Here is an 18,085-nt window from a genome sequence, read left to right on the forward strand (position 1 = left end):
GAACAGATAATTTGTCTGATAGTGACGACGTAAAAACGCGTCGTTCAGCACTAGCTCAATTATTGTAGTACCGTACAGCAGCTTATTTAGAACTAAAAAAATCTAATAAATAAGCGTTCATTAACATTGGCAGCGACTCTTGCTCGTAAACTGGCTATTAGCTAAGCATCAAATATGCCCAGCTCACCATCTTATGAGCCCTACGCGCCTAATATGAATGACATTTAGTAAGATTGATATGACAGGCCGACTTCTGGGTAAAACGTGTAACGTAGCTGAAAAGCCGACAGTTTTAGCACCATAAAGAATTTAATAGTGTGATTACACGCTATTGTTTGCCAGCATTTAAAAATACTGCATACGAAATACAGAGCAGTTCCGTTAAAGACCCAGTCGTGAGGCTGTATATTCTAAAAATAGGAACAACTGAACAGGCGATAAAACATCGTCATGTCAGCGACAAAAATTAAGTAGAGTAACAATATGAAACGTATGCTAATCAATGCAACGCAGCAAGAAGAAATGCGCGTAGCACTGGTTGATGGCCAGCGCCTTTATGATTTAGATATCGAAAGCCCAGGTCACGAACAGAAAAAAGCCAATATTTACAAAGGCAAAATCACTCGCATTGAACCATCTCTTGAAGCAGCATTTGTTGACTACGGTGCTGACCGCCATGGTTTCCTTCCTTTAAAAGAAATTGCTCGTACATACTTCCCACAAGGTTATACTTTCCATGGCCGTCCGAACATTCGCGACGTTATAAAAGAAGGTCAAGAAGTAATAGTACAAGTTGATAAAGAAGAACGCGGCCAAAAAGGCGCAGCGCTAACTACTTTTATCAGTGTTGCAGGTAGCTATTTAGTCCTTATGCCAAACAACCCTCGTGCTGGCGGTATTTCTCGCCGTATTGAAGGTGATGAGCGCACTGAACTAAAAGAAGCGCTTAGCCGCCTAGAACTTCCTAAAGGTATGGGCTTAATTGTTCGTACAGCGGGTGTTGGCAAATCGTTTGAAGAACTTAACTACGATTTAAAAGCATTATTAGTACACTGGGATGCGATTAAACAAGCAGCCGACAGTGCTAAAGCGCCGTTTTTAATTCACCAAGAAAGCAATGTAATTTTCCGTGCAATACGTGACTATTTACGTCGTGATATTGGCGAAATCCTAATTGATAAACCACGTGTTTTTGAAGAAGCTAAAGCGCACATTGAGCGTTTTCGCCCTGACTTTATGAGCCGTGTGAAGCTTTATCAAGGTGACACGCCGTTATTTACGCATTACCAAATTGAAAGCCAAATTGAGTCTGCGTTCCAACGAGAAGTTCGTCTACCATCTGGAGGTTCAATTGTAATTGACCCAACTGAAGCACTTACTTCAATCGATATCAACTCGTCTAAAGCAACTAAAGGCGGCGATATTGAGGAAACAGCCCTTAATACCAACCTAGAAGCTGCAGACGAAATTGCACGCCAATTACGTTTACGTGACTTAGGTGGCTTAATCGTTATCGACTTCATTGATATGACACCTCCACGTCATCAACGCGAAGTTGAAAACCGCTTAAAAGATGCTGCTAGACCAGATCGTGCTCGCGTACAAATAGGCAAAATTTCACGCTTTGGTTTACTTGAAATGTCGCGTCAGCGTTTGCGTCCTTCACTAGGTGAAGCAAGCCAAGGCCCATGTCCACGTTGTAGCGGCCAAGGTACTATTCGTTCTAACGAATCAATTGCACTTTCTATCCTTCGTTTAATTGAAGAAGAAGCAATTAAAGACAATACAGCACAAGTAAATGCACAAGTGCCTGTTGCTGTTGCTGCTTATTTACTAAATGAGCAACGTCGTAGCGTTCACCGTATTGAAAAGCACCATAAATGTGATGTCGTGATTATTCCTAATCAACACATGGAAACACCACACTACGAAGTGATGCGCTTACGTAAAGACGAAACGCTTGAAACAGTAAGCTACGAGCAAGTTGTTGCGCCTGAGCCAGAAGCATTCGAAATGTCTAAGTCTCCTTCTGCACCAGTACGTGAAGAGCCAATGTTAAAAGGCGTTGTAATGCCTTCAACTCCGGCTCCACAAGCTACACCAACAAAAACTGAAGCTCCTGCTGCACCGGTACAAACTAAAACTGAAGGTGGCTTATTAACTGCTATCGGTAATTGGTTTAAGTCGTTATTTGCGAGTGAATCTGAAGAAGAGAAAAAAGCAGCCGTTGAGAAACAACAGCAAGAAACTCGCAATAATAACAACCGTCGTGGTAACGATAATCGCCGCCGTAATAACAATCAGCGTCGTCGTAATAACCCACGTTCAAAACCTCGCAACGAGCGCCAAGGTGCTGAAGAAGAAGTTAAAACAGACTCAACAACAACAAACGAGACTCAAGAAAGAAACGAAAATCGTAATAAGCGACGTCGTAACCCTAATTCTCGTAAACGCCCTGAGCATAAAAACGCAGATAAAGATCAAACTAAAGCAGATACAACGGCTAAAACTGATACTGATTCTAAGCCTGCTCAAGCTGCAGAACCAAAAGAGCAAAAGCCTAAAGTTCGTCGCCAGCGTCGTAACGTACGTAAAAAAGTACGTGTACAAGATGAAAACGCAGAGCAAGCAACTACAACAACAGAGCAAACATCTGAGCAGTCTGTAGTAGCCGATAAGCCGCAAACTAAAGAGCAAACGCCAGTAGTTGAAAAACAAGCACAAGCGCCTGCTGAAACAGTTGAAGCTAAACCAGCTAAAGTTGAAGAGAAACCTGTTAAAGAAGAACAAGTGGCAAATGTTGAATCTACTGATGAAGCTGTAAATGCTGATGATGAGCAAGGTCAAACACGTACACGTTCACGCCGCTCACCACGTCACCTTCGTGCATCGGGTCAACGTCGTCGTCGTCCTGAAGGCGAAACAGAAGTTAAATCTGATGATGCACCTGCATTTGTACCAGTTGCGGATCAAGCTGCCGCTGAGTATGAAGCAGAACTAAAAGCTAAATCAGAAGAAACGCCTGTTGATGCTTCACAACAAGTTGAACAAGCTATTGCAGCTGAAGACTTAGCAAAAGTTGAAACAGTTCAAGATGAGCAACCAACTAAAGTTGAAGAGCCAGTAGCCACTGAGCAACCAACTAAAGTTGAAGAGCCAGTAGCAACTGAGCAACCAGCTAAAATTGAAACGCCAGTAGTAACTGAAGAGCCAGCTAAAGTTGAAACGCCAGTAGTAACTGAAGAGCCAGCTAAAGTTGAAACGCCAGTAGTAACTGAAGAGCCAGCTAAAGTTGAAGAGCCAGTAGCCACTGAGCAACCAGCTAAAGTTGAAGAGCCAGTAGCAACTGAGCAACCAGCTAAAGTTGAAGAGCCAGTAGCCACTGAGCAACCAGCTAAAGTTGAAGAGCCAGTAGCCACTGAGCAACCAGCTAAAGTTGAAGAACCAGTAGCAACTGAGCAACCAGCTAAAGTTGAAGAGCCAGTAGCCACTGAGCAACCAGCTAAAGTTGATGAGCCAGTAGCAGCAGAGCAACCAGCTAAAGTTGAAACCGTGGCTAACGCTAAAACAGTAATAGCTAAAGGTGCTGCAAGTGCCCCTATGGCTCAGCCTACTCCGGTTGCTGATAGCGAAGTTAAACACACATCTGTTGCAATGGCTCACGATAAACGTGAACTAGTGTCAGATAGCGGCTTGCGTGCAGGGTCAGTTAAACCTGCAGGTCGTGCGAGTTCTGCAATGACAAAAACAATGAGTGCTGATTAATAATTAACACTCATTAATAAAGCCCCGCTATTAACAAATAGCGGGGCTTTTTTGTTTTAATACCTACTGGCTTATATATGAGTAGTAATAAAGCTAGCCAATTTGAAAAAGCGTAGCCAATAAACCATAGCGTGTGTTTTCTTGTTTATTCCTCTTTCACTTCGTCTTAGTCCAATAGATTTTTAAATGGTTTTATTAGCAAAAATTAAATAAACAACAGCGTTACTTCACGCGTACAGCCAAACTTTAACACCGTAAATAATATTAACCGGAAGGCGCACAACTTGTTAGCGTAACGGGCAAAGCCCGTAAATAGTTTTTTTTCACAAAAATATTAATAGACGCTACGCTTTTAAAACGAGAATAAAGCTAAATTACAGCCAATAAAAAAGCGTGATATAAATATCACGCTCTTAAATCGACTTTAACTAGGACAAATGAGTTTACTCGCTTTCATTTTCCATAAAGCGCTGTAACTGATCTTTTAAATTTGGCGGAATACCTTTTATTACAAGTGTATCTGTTGCCTCGTTATAAGTTACACGTTCACCTAAATGTTTTCGCTCAAAACTTACGCTTACCCCGCCGCCTAAACCTGAAAACTTGACCATGCTGGTTACTGTTTTTTTATCGACAGGAAATGACTCTTCTAAATCATAACTTTGCTCTTTGCAAAAACTATCAAATGGGCTGTCATCACCTTTAGTAAGGGTAGCCGAAAGCTCGCTTACGTTCGCATCTTCACCGGTAGTTACACAGTCGTTACAGTAATCAAAAACTTGTTTACGTAAATCATCTTTTTCTGATTTATCAAATTGTTGCTCAGATAAGTAATCCTCTACTGCGCTTAACATAACTTGGCTTTGCTGCTTAGGATCAATGCCTTCTTCACAACCTAAAAAGTCTAAAAAGAAGTCTGCTACTTTGCGCCCTGCACGGCCTTTAATAAACGAAATATAGCGATTATCTTCTGCTTGTGTATCCCAGGCTGTTAAATCAATGCGCGCAGCTAATTGCATACGCGAAATATCTAAATGGCGAGATGCGGCTAAATCCAGCTCAGAAGTCATTGAGTAATGCTCTTTGATATTGATCATCGCAATAAGCATGTAGTCAGTAGCTACATACTGGTAATGACAAAAAACTAAATAACCTGTTTCACTAAATGCATATTTATCCAGCTCTTCTTTTAAAACAGTAGACGCTTGCTCGGTCATATGCCAAAAACCTAGTTCGTCATTACGGTAGCTTTGCATTGCAGATGCTACAACACTGTTTTTATCACCACTAAAAGCACAGTAACCTTTACCTGGCTTACCATTGTATGCATGATGTAATTGTTCGATAAAAACGGCTACTTTATCGTTAATAACCATCTCATCATTTCGAAGGTGAATTTGCGTATCGTCGTCTTTTTTGTCTACATAATGAACGACTAGTTTTTTAACGTCTGTTGTCATCTTTGTTTTTCACGCCTCTGGTGTTAAAATACGGGAATATAACTCTTTTATTGAACCAACTGATGCCAATCTTATCAAAATACTCTAATGAAGAAGTAGAACAAATCGTCGATCAGCTTATTGATGTGCTAACTAAACACAATGCGCCGGTTGATTTAAGTCTTATGTGTTTAGGAAATTCTATCACGCATATCCTAAAAGAGCATGTACCAACAGGGAAAAGACAAGCCGTAACCGAGAACTTTGCAAAAGCACTCGCGCAGTCGGTTAAATAAAGTCTATGAATTTATCGCAGCACAATCAATTTTCATCAAAGGCTAGTCAGTTATTAAGTTGGGGGCATTGGTTTACCTTTGCCAACATTGGCTTAGCGCTATTAATTAGCTTAAGCTATTTATTTGCAGACTCGCCACCATCAAGCTTTATAGGCATTACTTATATGCTAGTAACATGGCTAAGCCATACTAGCTTTATCGCCTTTTTAGCGTTTGTGCTGACGGTATTTCCGCTTAGTTTAATATTCCCATACCCTAAACATATACGCGGTATGGCAGCAGTTATAGCAACTGTTGGCGCATCGTTACTTACTTTAGATGCCTATGTTTATGTTAATTTAGGTTACCACTTAAGTAGCTCAGCTTTGCCAGAAATTATTTCTTTGTTATGGCACCGTTTAACTAGCTCACCGGCATTAACTACTATTTTAGCCGGTGGAATTGTACTACTTATTTTAGGTTTTCAACTTGTAGTAAGTAACTATACATGGCATCACCTTGCACGTTTAAAACAATACAAATTTGCGCGTTATGCCATATCGTCTTTAATTGTGTGTTTTGCACTTAGCCACAGTATTCATATTTGGGCTGATGCAAACTTAAAGTTTGACGTAACAAAGCAAGATAATGTGTTACCGCTTTCTTACCCAACAACGGCTAAAAGCTTACTCGCTAAGAATGACTTACTCGATATAGAAAGCTATAAACAAGCACATAATGTTAAAATAAATAACCAAAACATTAGTTATCAATTACCTGCCCCACTCGAAAAGTGCGCAGATTACACACGGGCCAATGTTGATATTTTTGTATTTGATAACAATGAAGGATTAGCTGTATTTGTTGCTAACAACAAAAATTTGCACAAAACAGAACAATTTTTACAACCAACCAATCACGACGACACTTTATTTAGCTTAGTGTATGGCTTACCCGCCTTTTATAAAGCAGCAATATTAAATGAGCAAACATTACCTGCCTGGCAAAGCCAACGCCGAAGCATTCAGGTAGATGGCGTTAAAGAATTAAGCTTTGTTAATGACCAGGCTCATAACTCAAGTGCGATACGCATTATTAAAAGTAACGATAAGGTTGCTATAAAAGATGATAACACACATGTTTTTGCCTTTAGCCTAGCTCGAGATAAAGCAGAGGTAGTTACCACGTCAACTTTATACAGCTCAGATAAGCGTATTTCTAAGGTTGACGGGCTTATTCAACCCAGTGATTTAATTGCAACAAGTGTTGGCCAATACTTAAATTGTAAAGCAATCGCTAAACAAACAATGCTTGGTGTAAACCTATACAAGAAAAAAGACGATATGGGCGTTAATTACTCACAAGGCGTCGTAATTGCGTATAAAAAAGACAGAATTACTTTAATAGATTCTGACGGTAATTTTAAAAATATATCAGCCGCAGAAGGCTTTTCTATTGAGCAAGGTTTAGACATCCCATTTTTAGTGCAAAGCATTAAAAAGCTCAAAGCGTTTACTCAATAACTTAAAGCGATCGCTCTTACCTAGCTTGCTATAACAGTAAGCTAGGTTATAGTTTTATATTGTTTAATTAACGTGTAAAACTCACAGGGATGGACGCAATGATTCGATTGATATACTGCTCTTTACTATTTACTAGCTTTTGCGCCCTAGGCAATACAACCTATTATAAATGCGTAACCGAACATGGAACTACGTTTTCTCAATTCCCCTGTGATGATAAAGCCACTACCTATAAAGTAAGTACTACTGGTAACCAATATTCAGGCCCTAAGATTGATTATACTAAGCAGTTAAATGAGCTAGAACGCGAAAGGCTGCTATCTGGCTTAGAGTCAGAACTTAGAAGTAATAACCATAAACTGGCAATACTCGATAGAGAAAAGCAGCGTGCTGAATACAAACAGCAAGAGCGGCTAAATCATATATTAGCTGAAGATGATAAAAAACGGATTACTAAAGATATAACCAAAAAACTAAAAGTAATTAATCAAAATTACAAAAAAGACGTTGCAGCGATTACAAAACATATTAAAAACCTCGAAAAGAAAATAGCTCGATACCAATAAATATGGCTAAACTGTTTTGGTTATTTCACTATAACAGCAGCTATTCGTAATGTTGAGTAAAAAATAAAAAGAGTAAATTGCAGGAAGATCATTTAGCAGCACCTAGCTTACTTAGAATTTATCTTGGTTTTAAACTAAAAATAACATACCCTTAACACAGTAGAGTATAAGCTCTACGATGTATTAAGGAGTTGATATGCAACCACGCCAGATTGCAGAGCTAATTTTAACAGGCTTTAAAAAGCACTATCAGCTATTTCAAAAAATAACAGCTAAAGCACCGATGGCTTTTGCTCAACAAGATTGGCAAGCAATTAATGATATTAGCCGTTTACGCATAAGTTATTATGATGATCGTGTTAACGAAACTACACACATATTAAAACAACAAAATCCAACCGAGCAACTCGATGAAACACTTTGGCTAAATGTAAAAAAAGCATACCAGCAATATTTATCCTTTCATCCTCAAGCTGAATTAGCCGAAACATTTTATAACTCTGTATTTTGCAGACTGTACCATAGGCGCTATTTTCATAATGATTTTATCTTTGTTGAGGCCTCATTAAAAGATGCGCCATCAGTGCCTGTTGAAGCCGAGTATAGAACTTACTTCCCAGTTGTTGAGGGTTTGAAACCGACAATAAAACACATTATTAATCACTTTGATTTTAAAGCTCCCTTTGTCAATTTAGAGCGTGATATTCGCCTGCTCGTAAAAGCATTTTATAAACAAGCACCTGATACTCACCATCAACCTTGGCAAATGCGTTTTGATATATTACACACGCCTTTTTACCGTAATAAAGCAGCTTATATAGTTGGCCGTGTGGTGTCACAAAGTGGTGTTCAGCCTTTTATTATTGCCGTATTACATGATGGAGATAACGGTCTTTATTTAGATGCGCTCTTAACTAAATCATCTCAAATGCGAGTTGTTTTTGGCTTTGCTCGTGCTTATTTTATGGTAGAAACACATGCGCCTTCTGCGTTGGTGCGTTTTTTAAATCAGTTAATGCCTAATAAAACATTGGCCGAACTCTACAACGCAATAGGCTTTCACAAACAAGGCAAAACAGAGTTTTATCGTGAGTTTTTAAGCCACTTGTCACACTCAAATGACACGTTTACTATTGCCCCCGGCACACCTGGCATGGTGATGATGGTGTTTACTCTCCCCTCCTTTGGTTATGTGTTTAAAGTAATAAAAGATAAATTTAGCGAGAGCAAACCTTTTGGCCGTGATACTGTTCTAAAGCGTTATCAACTCGTAAAAAGTCATGATCGCGTAGGCAGAATGGCCGACACAATAGAGTACTCTAACGTCGTATTTCCTTTAGCGCGTTTTGATAGTAATTTACTTGAGCAGTTACACAAAACAATAGGCTCATCTATGATCATCGAAGGCGATTGGTTGATCATCAAGCATCTTTATATAGAAAGACGCATGACACCGCTTAATTTGTTTTTAGAAAGTGCCAGCGAAGAAAGCGCGGCTGACGCAATAGAAGAATACGGCCAAGCGTTAAAAGAAATGATTGCCGTTAATATTTTTCCCGGTGATATGCTTTTAAAAAACTTTGGCGTTAGTAAGCATAAACGCATTATCTTTTATGATTACGATGAAGTTCAATACTTAACAGATATGAACTTTAGAGCCCTACCAAAGGCCAAAAGCTACGACGATTACTTAACCGATGAGCAAAGTTATTCTGTTGCTCCACAAGATGTATTTCCAGAGCAACTTTGTACATTTGTAATGCCAAACCCTATGTATAAAAAGTTTTTACTCAGCACTCACCCAGAACTAATAGATGTTAGTTATTGGAAGCAAGCACAACAAAATATAAAAAATGGGCAGGTAAGTCATATTTACCCTTACCCGACAGCACAGCGCTTTATTCACCACTGGTAAGCGCTAAAGGACACACACAATGAATATAAGTAAAATAGATTTAAATTTACTGGTTTACCTCGACACATTACTACGAGAATGCAACGTAACGCGTGCTGCCAATCAGCTAAGCATAACGCAACCTGCAATGAGTAATGGGCTTAAACGTCTACGTAACTTATTTAACGACCCCATTTTAGTACGTACTAGCGATGGTATGGTACCTACTGAGCGCGCTATTGAACTTCAACCGGTTATTCGTGGCATACTAATGACCCTTGAAGAAACCCTTGCGCCTAATCGCGAGTTTGAAGCAAGCCAAAGTAAACGTGTGTTTAGAATAATGGCGAGCGACTACGCAGCCAGTACACTAGCGCCAAAGCTTTTAAGTAAATTACATGAAGAAGCCCCCGATACAACCTTAGATATACTTACACCCAGTGATGTAACGTTTCATGATGTTGAAAATGGTAAAGTAGATATGGCTATTAATCGCTTTGAAAATTTACCGCAATCTTTTCACCATAAACGTATATGGAAAGACAGCTTTTGTTGCTTGGTAAAAGCAGATAACCCAATTATTGAAAATTTCAGTCTCGACAGCTATTTAAAAGCTCGCCATATATGGGTAAGTAAAACAGGTTTTGGTGTAGGTGTGGGTATGGACCCTAAAGATGTTCAAAAACTAGGTTGGGTTGACGAAGCGCTCGCTCACTTTGGAAAACATCGCAACATTGCCACCTTTACGCGTAATTACCATGTAGCTATTCACCTAGCGAAAGAGAAAAACTTAATTGCAACCTTACCCTCAAAAGCCGCTAATATTTATTTAGATGATCCGGGCCTTAAAATATTAGAGCCACCGTTTCCTATCCCGCCGTTTGAGCTGGATATGATTTGGAGCCCGCTTTTACATCGTGATGCTAGCCATATTTGGCTTCGTCAAAAAGTAGCCGAAGTAGCTGAAGAGCTTAAATAACCTTATTACACGACATAATGTAAAAATTGCTAGGTTTGATCTACTCACCTAAGCCTAGCAATCCATAAAACCCATTTAAACCATTGCATATCAAGCAGTTAAATAAAATAAAAAACATTGGAACGTGCTTTGCTTTTATTAAATTGAACGATACATTCATTTAATAAAAGAGGTCATTATGAACACCCATCAAGGAACAGAAGTAAATCATATTACTGACATCATCCAAGTTATGAACAGCGGCATCGATTTTTATCAAAAAGCACAAGAGAAGGTAGAAGACCCTGCTATTGGTGCACTTTTTCAACGTATGATAGATGCCCGAAAAGTGAGTGTAGAACGCTTACAACCTTATGCAATTAACGAAAAAGGTGAACGAGAAGACGGCTCATCTTTTGCCGTTGAAGCAAGACGTGCTTATACATCACTGCTAACAACTTTTAGCTCGCATAACGATAGTACATACGTAAAAGAGCTTGAAGAAGTTGAGGATAAGACGCTTGACGAAATTAAAACTGCAATGGATAAGCCGCAACCTGCTGACTGTGAAGCAGCTCTTGCTAAAACCTTATTAACGATGCAAAGCTGTCATGCTGAAATGAGCCGTATGCAAAAACACTAAATGCAATAGCCTATACTACAACCCAGCATTTTAGCTGGGTTTTTATTGCCAAGTAATGGCATGAGCAGAACACGAACCCTTACTCGGCTTCTTATTCCAATTATGTAGAAGCAACTATTAGCTCATTACACTCTAATCCCGCGCCTAGATTAAACTCACCTAGATTCAACATACTTAAATTAATAAAGAGCAATAAGCTCTAATTACCCCCTAATAAACACACATTACCAATACAAACTATTAACTTTAATAGAATATTTATTTAACCACACTCTATTTTTACTGTGCTAGTTTTAGTAACAGGTACCTAATTCCTTGCTGTGGCGCCGCAGCATTTGATTAACGTTAAGGTCCAATATGAAAAATAAAACAGCTCAAAATAATGCTGATGTAGATATGACACCAATGTTAGATATCGTATTTATTTTATTGATATTTTTTATTGTTACTACATCATTTGTTAAACCTATGGCCATTGAAATACAACGACCATTTGATAAACCCACCATCAATAAACAAACTAAAAGTGCCACTTTTAATATTGATGAACATAATGCGGTGTATTTTTCTGGCAGATTAATAAATCTTAGAACAAGTGTCCAATAATCTTGCGATGTTTGCGGCTAAATACAAAGTAAGTGCTGTACTTATTAAGGCTCACGAAAATAGTAAACATAATACATTAATGAGAGTAATGGATAATATTAAAGAGTATGAAGATTACACTATTAGCTTAGTATCTAAATAATGTAGTTATACATTGATGGTAAACCAAAAAAAGGGCCTTGCGGCCCTTTGAGTTAAATAACGAAAGGGAGTGTTATTAATTAAAAGCGGTACTCTGCACCTACATAGTAGTACGCACCATTAAAACCAAATGGCGCTGAGCGACGTGAGTATTCAAATACACCTGAACTGCTGACAATCGTATTGCCGTTTGCATCTACAATAGTCCCTGAGCGAGAGTTACCAATTTCGTTTTTATCTGGGTATACGTCAAACAAATTGTTTGCACCAATGTTTACCGATAAATCTTCAGTAACAAAGTAATTAACTTTAACATCAGTTAATATTTCTGCGCTGTAAGTTTGGCGACCACCATCTTCCACTGTGTACTCGCCAAAACGGTTAAGTGATAAGTTTACTGTCCAATCATCACGTTGATAAAGCGCACTTAAGTTAATGCGATCCTCTGGTTGCCATTCTTCAATAATCGAAATTTCTTGATCAGAGAATACATCTTCTACTGGCACTGTTTCGAGGCCTGAGCCTGATGGCGTAAATAACGATACAACATCAGTTTCAGTAAAGTTAGCCGCTAGGGTAAAATCAAGGGTGCCACCAAAACCTTCGGTGTTCCATGTTGCAACAAAATCGATACCCGAAGTTTCAGTATCTGCACCATTTAAGAAAAATTGGCCAGCGCCTGCGCCTGAGCTAAGTAGTGCAGCATCTAAGCTTGAAGAAAGCCCTTTGCCTAAACGGTTACTAATTACAATACGGTCGTCAATATCAATTGAGTAGTAATCAATAGTTACATTAATGCTGTCTGTTACGTTGTAAACAATACCTAAACTGCGGTTTTGCGATTTTTCTTCTTTTAGTTTTGGAATACCTAAACTTTGTGCAAGTGTAGAGTCATTTCTAAATGTACCTACTTCCTCAGCAACTAAAGAACCATCTTCTGCAACTACAAACTGTGTGCTAATGTTATTAAAGTATAATTGCTGCATTGAAGGCGCTCTAAAACCAGAGCTTAATGCACCACGTAATGAAATATCGTCAGTAACAGCCCAATTACCTGCAAGTTTAAAGTTTACAGTGTCACCAAAGCCTTTGTAGTTATCGTAGCGAAGTGCGCCCGATAAAATAACATCTTCAATAATGTAAGTTTCCGCATCTAGGTAAAACGAAATTACATCTCGTGACTCATCAACTGACGATGCAGGAGAAGAACCACCAAACCCTTGTGTACCGCCAGATGCATCTTCAGAGCCTACACCGCCACTCAAACCACTATAAATACTAACTCCATTTAATGTGTCGTAATCACGATATGCATATTCACTGCCTTCTAAAATTCGATACTCATCAGTACGAATTTCAGCACCCATAGCAAGTGAGTAATCATCAAAGTTTTTAGTAAAATCAATATTGATTGTTTGCAGTGATAATTCCATGCCATAAGCATACGCTTCACGAGGAATAGTAGTACGGATATCTGCAGCGCTTAAGCCTTGATCGTAACGTAAAAAGTTAGCGTAAGAGGCGTTAATTGTGTCGCTTGTTGTGTAATCAATGCTATTTTCACCGTATGTGTACGACAAATCTAAGCTAGCATCGTTATCAAATTCAGTTTTATAACCAAAGTTGTATGACACATCATCAATTGTTGTATTAATTTTTGGCAAAAAGCCTAATGGGATAGTCGCATCATTGTCTTGTAATACAGGGTTACCGCCCGCATTTGCATTATGACGGAAAAATGCTGCTGATTCATTATCACGCGTTGAGTACGTAATAAAGCCATAAAGCTCGCCATCACCTAACTCATAACCCGTATTAATGGTTAAGCCAAATTGCTGAGAGTCTGCATCACCTATTCTAAACGTGTCTCTATCAACCGTTAATTCACGCGGATCACCGGCAAGTAAAGTGCCATCACTTAACTCAGTACAGCCGTAAAACTGACATGAGCCATGTAAACCTGCACGGTTTGTAGGCGAGCGGTCACGATAATTAATTGTGGTGTTTAAATAACCATCATCGCCTAATGCAAAGCCCTTGTTGAAATCAATGTTAATTGTTTCGCCATCACCTTCTGAATACTCGCCGTAATTAATGGCCGCTTTGCCACCTTCGCTCGCATCTTTAAGTACAATATTAATAACACCCGCAATAGCATCAGAACCATATTGTGCTGCAGCTCCATCACGAAGTACTTCAATACGTTTAATAGCCGATGCTGGAATAGCGTTCATATCGGTACCCGCAGTACCACGGCCTACCGATGTATTAATATGAATGATACTTGCTTGATGGCGACGTTTACCGTTGATCAATACGAGTGTTTGATCTGGACCTAAACCACGTAATGTTGCAGGTCTTAATGCATCGGTACCGTCACTAATTGACGAACTTGAAAAGTTAAATGAAGGTGCAATAGATTGCAGCATACGGCCAACTTCTGTTTGGCCTGTATTTTCAAGTGCTTCGGCACTTAAAATATCTACTGGGACAGGTAAATCCTCTACTGAACGGCCCGCTACGCGGCTACCAACAATAGCAATTTTTTCGATTTTTTCTTGAGCAACTTCTTCTGCTGCATTTACACCTTGCGAGTTTGCTGCAAGTAAAGCTGGTAATACTGCTGCACTGACCGCTGAAAGCTTCATCATGTTGTTATCATTCCTGTTGATTTGTTTGAGTTTTATACTCAGTAAACCATTTTGATCAACAACCGCATCGAGCTCAGTCCCACCTAGTAATGCTTCAAGTGCATCTAACTGAGTGTAAAATCCATAAACCGAATTTGCGTTATACTGCTTCGCTAACTCAAAGGAGAAAACCACGGTTTGCTCAGTTTGTTTAGCGTATTCAATTAAGGCTTTATCTGCTCGCTGCGCTTTTATATCAAATTGCACCATTTGCCCAGTAGTTTGAGTTGCAGCTTGCACACTTAAGCTAAATAAAGCTGGAGCAAGCACACTTAAACCACTCAATAAATGCGTTTGGTTACTGCGCAACTTATATAAACAGCTGACAAACAGAAATCCTCTATTAAATGCTTTCTTTTTTTTAATGTTTTTTTTACTTACTGTATTTATAGTTGCAACTTTAGCTAACATTAATTTGATGTGCATAACGTCTACTTATGACTTTGTATGGTGTTTTAGCGTTACTACATGCTCACCTAAACGCTCATGTTCAATCGAAAAATTAGTTTGTAAGCTTTCTAATAAACCTTCAACATCTCCCGCTTTAAAAACACCGGCTACTTTGATACTTGCCAACTCATCAGACGACAACTCAAATCGAGTCGAAGTGTACCTACTAACTTCATTTAGTGCGTCACTCAGTTGTTCACCATTAAAAATAAGCATGCCATTTTGCCAAGCTAAATCACGTTGAACATCACCCATCGAAAGCTGAGTAATAGGTTTAGTAACACTTTGCTCTATAATTGCTTTTTCGCCAGAGATAACAATATTGGCGTTAATTTGACGTACTTTGTGATTGCTATTATCTGCTTGCTGATAATCTTTAAAGTCGTTCGCTTCAACTGCTACGCTAGGGTCAGTAATCATAACTTTGCCCTCGGTCACCACAAGCTCTAAATCTGATGACGTGTTGCGCTGCACATTAAACACCGTGCCAAGTGCCGTAAAGCTTTTATCACCTGCCATAACACTAAACGGACGTGTTGCGTCTTTTGCTACATTAAAACGCCCCTCCCCTTTGCTTAGTAACAACTGTCTGCGTCCTTTACTATATGCAACTTCTAGTAAACTATTGGTGTTAAGCTGTACTATGGTGCCATCGGGCAGTACATAAGTGGCCTGCTCACCAACCTTAGTTTTATATATTTTGGTGTAATTTATTCTAGCCTGCTCCTGGTTATACCCGCTTTCTAAATTAATTAATAAGTAACTACACACCATTAATGCAGCAAATAAACTTGCAGCAATTGAGTATGAAAACATCCACTTCTTTTTAGATTCTTTAGCGCTGTTATGGTGAGGAAATAAATTACTTAACTCATTTAATACAGATAATTCATCCCACAATTGGGCTAATTCATAAATAGCATCTTGGTGAGCTGTACTTTGCATCATCCATAATTTAAATTGCTCTTTTTCATCATCGGTTAACCCCCTATCAATGGCGCTTATCCAATCACATGATTTTTCTAAAATAAGATCTTTTGAATTAAATTGATGAACATTACTCATTCTGCAACCCTCCCCACTGATATAGGATGAGCTTGTGCTTTAGGGCGCATTTCACCACTGTGTTCATGCTCGCGCATATAAAGCGTGGTCTGTAATAATCCTTTTGCAATATGCTTTTCAACAGTGCTTTGACTTAGCTGCATTTGTTCTGCTATCTCTTTTTGGCTCATACCGTAGACTTTTTTTAATATAAAGCATTTGCGAATAGACGAGCTTAATTGCTCTGTAGCTCTACAAAAAAGTAAAAAGCGCTCTTTAGATGTGTATTCATCTTCAAGCTGCATTGATTTGAGTAATACGGGTAATTCGTTATCGTGCTCTAACGAATCATTAAATTTGTTGTCCCATTTAGCAATATGGTTAAGTGCTAAGTGCTTTGCTGTTTTAAGCATATAACTGCGGGTAAACTGGATGTCTTGTTTTAAATCAGCCTCATAGCTTTTTATAAAGGTTTCTTGCACAATGTCTTCTACATCGTCGGGCTGAACTATACGCGACACAAAGCGTTTTAGTTGCTTTGAAATATCAACAAATGTTGACGTAACTTTTACTTTTTTCGTCATCCTTAACACGCACCTGTTGTTATTTTTATTACCGATAGGTTACGAGTTTTTGACATAAAAACAAGCTCAAATGTTAATTTGGGGTTATTTAAATGGATAAGAAGATAAATGAGTAAATTTTTAGATTATATTCGGCTTAGTTTTTTTGCATGCGGGTTGCTGCTAGGGGTACAAATTCCGGCCTTTGTGACCGATTTTGGGCAAGCGCTTAATGCGCAATTAATTGAAGCAAATAACGCAATTTCTCCGTTTAAAAATGATGCCAAAAAATACTTTAAAAATGATTTAAACAAGCTAATAAAACACTATAAAAATCTAGGGGATGACATTGTTGGTAAAGGCGCTGAACATATCAGCATGCTTAACATGCGCCAGCAATCTCTTGAGTCAGCGGTTAAACAATTTGAGCAATCGCCTTACATTTTTACTCTCACGAGTAGCTTAAACGATATAAAGCAACAAGTATGGCAGCGCTTTGAAGGCCAGATAATACTAAAAAAAGACTCAATAATAGCGGCAGTTATTAGCGCCATTATAATTGCAGTGCTTGCTGAGTTATTTGGTTTTTTATTTATGTTAGGGTTAACGCGCGGATATAATAAATTATTCGCAGCTAACGAATAGCGATTTCATAAATTCATAAAACACATCTGTTTTACGGGTTGTTAAACTGTTTTGTGGGCGTAAAAACCAAACAGGTGCGTCACTTTGCGCCATAACCTGTGGCATAACTTCAACCAGCGCACCACTTTTGAGTTCTTCATCTATCGCTATCTTTGATTTTATAGCAATACCATGGCCAGAAATGGCCGCCTGCGTCATGTTATCTGAATTAGAAATAGTAAAACGTGTTTTTGCATTAAACGTATTTATACCACCTTGCTCATCAAATAACTTAAGTTGCCTTTGCCAAGGTAAGCATACCCAGTAATGCTTTTCTAGTTGCGCAAGCGTTGTAGGCATTCCATGCTTTTTTATATAACTAGGCGCGGCACAAAGTAAACGGCTATTATTCACTAGTTTACGAGAAAGCAGTCCTGAGTCAGTTAATGCACCCACTCGTATCGCTACATCTTGTGCATCATCCACAACATTTACAAAATGATCGGTTATTAGAAAGTCGAGTTTAAGTTGTGGATACTTACTTTCAAATTCAGTCAGTTTTGGCATTACATATTTTGAAAAAATCCAAGGCGGCATAGTAACGCGCAACAACCCACTTACCGATGAGCTTCGGGCACCAATACTGTGCTCAGCGTCGTGTAAAGCTTCTATTATTGCCCCCACTCGGCTATAAAATAACTCTCCAGCTGGGGATAACCTAACTCTCCTACTGTCTCTAAATACTAAAACAGTGGCAAGTTCTCGCTCTAGTTTACTGAGCCTATGACTTACAGTTGCGGGTGATAGTCGCTGCTCACGCGCTGCAGCTAATACCCCTTTATTTTCTACCACAGCAATAAAGGTTTCTAGGTCACTTAAATTATACATTGGCTAGCTTAGGTAT

The 18,085-nt window shown here is 38.9% G+C and carries 14 protein-coding genes; 9 read left to right on the top strand and 5 right to left on the bottom strand.

The window, feature by feature from the left end:
• The first annotated feature begins 483 nt into the window (after positions 1-483).
• Positions 484-3,765: a ribonuclease E gene (rne, locus tag J8L73_RS09175; protein ID WP_211016461.1), complete on the top strand. Its 3,282-nt coding sequence runs from the start codon at positions 484-486 to the stop codon at positions 3,763-3,765.
• 443 nt (positions 3,766-4,208) lie between these two features.
• Here rne and yejK read toward each other — a convergent pair whose 3' ends face one another.
• Positions 4,209-5,225: a nucleoid-associated protein YejK gene (gene yejK / locus J8L73_RS09180; RefSeq protein ID WP_211016463.1), complete on the bottom strand. Its 1,017-nt coding sequence runs from the start codon at positions 5,223-5,225 to the stop codon at positions 4,209-4,211.
• Between the two features lie 62 nt (positions 5,226-5,287).
• Between yejK and J8L73_RS09185 the strand changes: the two genes are divergently transcribed.
• From J8L73_RS09185 to J8L73_RS19300, 7 genes are all read left to right on the top strand, one after another.
• Entirely contained in the window at positions 5,288-5,500 is a 213-nt protein-coding gene (locus J8L73_RS09185; protein WP_002961475.1) for a DUF1414 domain-containing protein, read from the top strand.
• A gap of 5 nt (positions 5,501-5,505) precedes the next feature.
• Positions 5,506-7,002 carry a DUF3413 domain-containing protein gene (locus J8L73_RS09190; protein ID WP_211016465.1) on the top strand — a complete coding sequence of 499 codons (1,497 nt, stop codon included), beginning with the start codon at positions 5,506-5,508 and terminating at the stop codon, positions 7,000-7,002.
• A gap of 98 nt (positions 7,003-7,100) precedes the next feature.
• Positions 7,101-7,568 (top strand): DUF4124 domain-containing protein, encoded by a 468-nt coding sequence (locus J8L73_RS09195; protein ID WP_247659609.1) that lies wholly within the window; start codon positions 7,101-7,103, stop codon positions 7,566-7,568.
• Between the two features lie 196 nt (positions 7,569-7,764).
• Positions 7,765-9,483: a bifunctional isocitrate dehydrogenase kinase/phosphatase gene (gene aceK, locus J8L73_RS09200; protein ID WP_211016469.1), complete on the top strand. Its 1,719-nt coding sequence runs from the start codon at positions 7,765-7,767 to the stop codon at positions 9,481-9,483.
• Between the two features lie 19 nt (positions 9,484-9,502).
• Positions 9,503-10,441: a LysR family transcriptional regulator gene (locus J8L73_RS09205; RefSeq protein WP_211000496.1), complete on the top strand. Its 939-nt coding sequence runs from the start codon at positions 9,503-9,505 to the stop codon at positions 10,439-10,441.
• A gap of 178 nt (positions 10,442-10,619) precedes the next feature.
• Positions 10,620-11,063 (top strand): PA2169 family four-helix-bundle protein, encoded by a 444-nt coding sequence (locus J8L73_RS09210; RefSeq protein WP_211000495.1) that lies wholly within the window; start codon positions 10,620-10,622, stop codon positions 11,061-11,063.
• Between the two features lie 357 nt (positions 11,064-11,420).
• Positions 11,421-11,669, top strand: coding sequence for a biopolymer transporter ExbD (locus J8L73_RS19300; RefSeq protein ID WP_247659610.1), 249 nt, complete (start codon positions 11,421-11,423; stop codon positions 11,667-11,669).
• Between the two features lie 221 nt (positions 11,670-11,890).
• Here the strand turns inward: J8L73_RS19300 and J8L73_RS09220 are convergent, their stop codons facing one another.
• Genes J8L73_RS09220 through J8L73_RS09230 form a run of 3 tightly spaced genes read right to left on the bottom strand, consistent with a single transcriptional unit; the run spans position 11,891 to position 16,578 of the window.
• Positions 11,891-14,926, bottom strand: coding sequence for a TonB-dependent receptor (locus J8L73_RS09220; protein ID WP_247659611.1), 3,036 nt, complete (start codon positions 14,924-14,926; stop codon positions 11,891-11,893).
• A 9-nt stretch (positions 14,927-14,935) separates the two neighbouring features.
• Complete coding sequence (locus J8L73_RS09225; RefSeq protein WP_211016471.1) at positions 14,936-16,015, bottom strand: FecR domain-containing protein; 1,080 nt, start codon at positions 16,013-16,015, stop codon at positions 14,936-14,938.
• Positions 16,012-16,578 (bottom strand): RNA polymerase sigma factor, encoded by a 567-nt coding sequence (locus J8L73_RS09230; RefSeq protein ID WP_211016473.1) that lies wholly within the window; start codon positions 16,576-16,578, stop codon positions 16,012-16,014. The genes J8L73_RS09225 and J8L73_RS09230 overlap by 4 nt, the downstream gene beginning before the upstream one ends.
• 108 nt (positions 16,579-16,686) lie before the next feature.
• Between J8L73_RS09230 and J8L73_RS09235 the strand changes: the two genes are divergently transcribed.
• Positions 16,687-17,202, top strand: a complete 516-nt coding sequence (locus tag J8L73_RS09235; RefSeq protein ID WP_211000492.1) for a DUF2937 family protein — start codon at positions 16,687-16,689, stop codon at positions 17,200-17,202.
• Here the strand turns inward: J8L73_RS09235 and J8L73_RS09240 are convergent.
• Positions 17,182-18,069, bottom strand: coding sequence for a LysR family transcriptional regulator (locus J8L73_RS09240; RefSeq protein ID WP_211000491.1), 888 nt, complete (start codon positions 18,067-18,069; stop codon positions 17,182-17,184). The two genes, J8L73_RS09235 and J8L73_RS09240, sit on opposite strands and share 21 nt — an antisense overlap.
• Positions 18,070-18,085: the final 16 nt, after the last annotated feature.

This window comes from Pseudoalteromonas sp. MMG006 (genome assembly GCF_018101025.1).
Taxonomy (GTDB): Bacteria; Pseudomonadota; Gammaproteobacteria; order Enterobacterales; family Alteromonadaceae; genus Pseudoalteromonas.

Coding starts and splice junctions, on each gene's coding strand:
- J8L73_RS09225 (WP_211016471.1), bottom strand. CDS start 16,015: ATGAGTAATGTTCATCAATTTAATTCAAAAGATCTTATTTTAGAAAAA.
- rne (WP_211016461.1), top strand. CDS start 484: ATGAAACGTATGCTAATCAATGCAACGCAGCAAGAAGAAATGCGCGTA.
- J8L73_RS09195 (WP_247659609.1), top strand. CDS start 7,101: ATGATTCGATTGATATACTGCTCTTTACTATTTACTAGCTTTTGCGCC.
- J8L73_RS09210 (WP_211000495.1), top strand. CDS start 10,620: ATGAACACCCATCAAGGAACAGAAGTAAATCATATTACTGACATCATC.
- J8L73_RS09190 (WP_211016465.1), top strand. CDS start 5,506: ATGAATTTATCGCAGCACAATCAATTTTCATCAAAGGCTAGTCAGTTA.
- J8L73_RS09220 (WP_247659611.1), bottom strand. CDS start 14,926: ATGCACATCAAATTAATGTTAGCTAAAGTTGCAACTATAAATACAGTA.
- J8L73_RS09185 (WP_002961475.1), top strand. CDS start 5,288: ATGCCAATCTTATCAAAATACTCTAATGAAGAAGTAGAACAAATCGTC.
- J8L73_RS19300 (WP_247659610.1), top strand. CDS start 11,421: ATGAAAAATAAAACAGCTCAAAATAATGCTGATGTAGATATGACACCA.
- J8L73_RS09240 (WP_211000491.1), bottom strand. CDS start 18,069: ATGTATAATTTAAGTGACCTAGAAACCTTTATTGCTGTGGTAGAAAAT.
- J8L73_RS09230 (WP_211016473.1), bottom strand. CDS start 16,578: ATGACGAAAAAAGTAAAAGTTACGTCAACATTTGTTGATATTTCAAAG.
- yejK (WP_211016463.1), bottom strand. CDS start 5,225: ATGACAACAGACGTTAAAAAACTAGTCGTTCATTATGTAGACAAAAAA.
- aceK (WP_211016469.1), top strand. CDS start 7,765: ATGCAACCACGCCAGATTGCAGAGCTAATTTTAACAGGCTTTAAAAAG.
- J8L73_RS09235 (WP_211000492.1), top strand. CDS start 16,687: ATGAGTAAATTTTTAGATTATATTCGGCTTAGTTTTTTTGCATGCGGG.
- J8L73_RS09205 (WP_211000496.1), top strand. CDS start 9,503: ATGAATATAAGTAAAATAGATTTAAATTTACTGGTTTACCTCGACACA.